Annotated in this window: 2 protein-coding genes and 1 pseudogene; all 3 read right to left on the bottom strand. The window is 69.3% G+C overall.

Features of this window, described 5'->3' with window-relative positions:
- The coding region (locus ACFFNX_RS50240; protein WP_378213582.1) for a beta-ketoacyl synthase N-terminal-like domain-containing protein at positions 1-1,096 on the bottom strand (1,096 nt) is incomplete at its 3' end.
- Positions 1,097-1,101: 5 nt separating this feature from the next.
- Positions 1,102-1,794, bottom strand: a complete 693-nt coding sequence (locus ACFFNX_RS50235) for a phosphopantetheine-binding protein (RefSeq protein WP_378213581.1) — start codon at positions 1,792-1,794, stop codon at positions 1,102-1,104.
- 142 nt (positions 1,795-1,936) lie between these two features.
- A pseudogene (locus ACFFNX_RS50230) lies at positions 1,937-2,140 on the bottom strand (KR domain-containing protein); the annotation flags it as partial.
- Positions 2,141-2,199: the final 59 nt, after the last annotated feature.

The following is a 2,199-nucleotide window of genomic DNA, read 5'->3' as shown; positions in this document are numbered from 1 at the left end:
GGTGGCGTTGTTGTCCGTAGGTGGTGATGAGGGCTTGGGCTTCGATGGGGTCGCCGAGGGCGGTGCCGGTGCCGTGCGCCTCGACCGCGTCGATGTCTTGGGGCTGTAGTCCTGCGTTGGTGAGGGCGGTGCGGATTACTCGTTCTTGTGAGGGGCCGCTGGGTGCGGTGAGTCCGCTGCTGGCTCCGTCCTGGTTGACGGCGCTGCCGCGGATGACGGCCAGGACGGGATGGCCGTTGCGGTGGGCGTCCGACAGACGCTCCAGCAGCACCAGCCCGGCCCCCTCGGAGGAGCCGAAGCCGTCGGCGGTGGCGGAGAACGCCTTGCACCGCCCGTCCGGCGAGAGGACTCGCTGCCGCGACAGCTCCACGAACACGGCCGAGGACCCCATGACGGTGACTCCGCCGGCGACGGCGATCGAGCAGTCCTGCGCGCGGAGGGATTGGCAGGCCAGGTGAACGGCGACCAGGGAGGAGGAGCACGCGGTGTCGACCGTCAAGGCCGGGCCCTCCAGCCCGAACACGTACGCCAGCCGACCCGAGGCGACGCTGAGCGTGTTGCCGGTGAACACATACCCCTCGAGATCGCGTGGGGCGCCGCCCATGCTCGGCACGTACTCCGAGCCTCCGGCGCCGACGAACACCCCGGTATCGGTGCCGCGCAACAGGTCGGGGTCCACTCCGGAGCGTTCGAACAGCTCCCAGGACACCTCCAGCAGCAGCCGTTGCTGCGGGTCCATCGCCAATGCCTCACGCGGGCTGATCCCGAAGAACTCCGCGTCGAAGTCGGCCACCCCGCTCACGAACCCGCCCGCTCGGACATAGGAGCTTCCGGAATGGTCCGGATCGGGGTCGTAGATTCCCTCCAGGTCCCATCCACGGTCGGCCGGGAGCTCTGACACGGTGTCGACGCCGTCGGAGACGACCTGCCACAGGTCTTCGGGGGAGGCCACATCGCCGGGGAAGCGGCATGCCATTCCCACCACCGCGATCGGCTCCCGCAGCTGTGATTCGGCCTCCTCCAGACGCTGGCGCGTGGCACGGAGATCCGCAGAGACCCACTTCAGGTAATCGACGAGTTTCTGCTGGTCTGCCATTGGAGTCACGTTCCTTCTGGGGTACGTCCGAATTCCTGGTCGATGACGTCGAAAAGGTCGTCGGCGGATACCGCGTCGAGACGGGCGGCGAATTCATCGTCGGCTGTGTAAGACGCGAGCATGGCTCTCAGACGTGCGGTGACCTTGGTACGCGTTTCGGCGTCACCCTTGTCGGCCGCGTCGAGCATCGCGGCAACCCGTTCGAGCTCGGCGAGCGGGGATGCACCGCTGTCCTCCGGGAGCCCCCGACACCCGATGGCCTCCAAAATGTGCCGGGCGAGGGCGGCGGGAGTGGGGTGGTCGAAGATGAGGGTGGCCGGGAGTTGGAGGCCGGTGGCGGTGGCGAGTCGGTTGCGGAGTTCGAGGGCGGTGAGTGAGTCGAGGCCGAGGTCGAGGAAGCCGGTGTCGGGGTCGATGTCGTTCGCGCTGTCGTGGGCGAGGACCGTGGCGGTGTGCGTCTGGGTGAGCGTGAGGAGGAGCTGATGTTGCTCCTGCGCGGTCAGCCCGGTGAGCTGTTCGGCGAGGGGGACGCCGCCGGAACCCGTACCGGCGGCGGGACGAGCGGTGGCGCGAACGAGGCCGCGCCATAGAGGGGCCGGCTCGTCCACGGCGGCGAGGCCGCGAAGTCTGGCCAGGTTCACGAGGGAGGCCATGACCAGGCCGTCGTCCATGGAGCGGGCGGCGTCGAAAAGGCGCATGCCGGTGTCGGCGTCGAGGGGGAGGGCGCCGTTGCGGGCGAGGCGCGAGGTCTTCGTTGGTGAGGTGGGCGCTCATGCCGCCGGTCCACATGCCCCAGGCGATGGAGGTGGCGGGTTCTCCCCGGCTTCTGCGGTGGCAGGCGAGAGCGTCGAGAAGGACGTTGGCCGCCGCGTAGTTGGCCTGGCCGGGATTGCCCAAGAGCCCGGCGGCGGAGGAGTAGAGCACGAACGCGGCCAGGTCGAGGCCGGTGGTCAGCTCGTGCAGGTTCAGCGCTGCCCGGGCTTTCGCGAAGACCGTGTGGAGCTGCTCGGGCGCCAGAGAGGCGACGGTGGCGTCGTCGAGGATGCCGGCGGTGTGGATGACGGCGGTGAGGGGGTGTTCGGCGGGGATGGTGTCGATGGTGT

Origin of the sequence: Actinoallomurus acaciae (genome assembly GCF_042429965.1) — a bacterium.
GTDB classification, from domain to species: Bacteria; Actinomycetota; Actinomycetes; order Streptosporangiales; family Streptosporangiaceae; genus Actinoallomurus; species Actinoallomurus acaciae.
The sequence above is the reverse complement of the archived record's forward strand: the minus strand, read 5'-3'. Positions and strand labels throughout refer to the sequence as shown.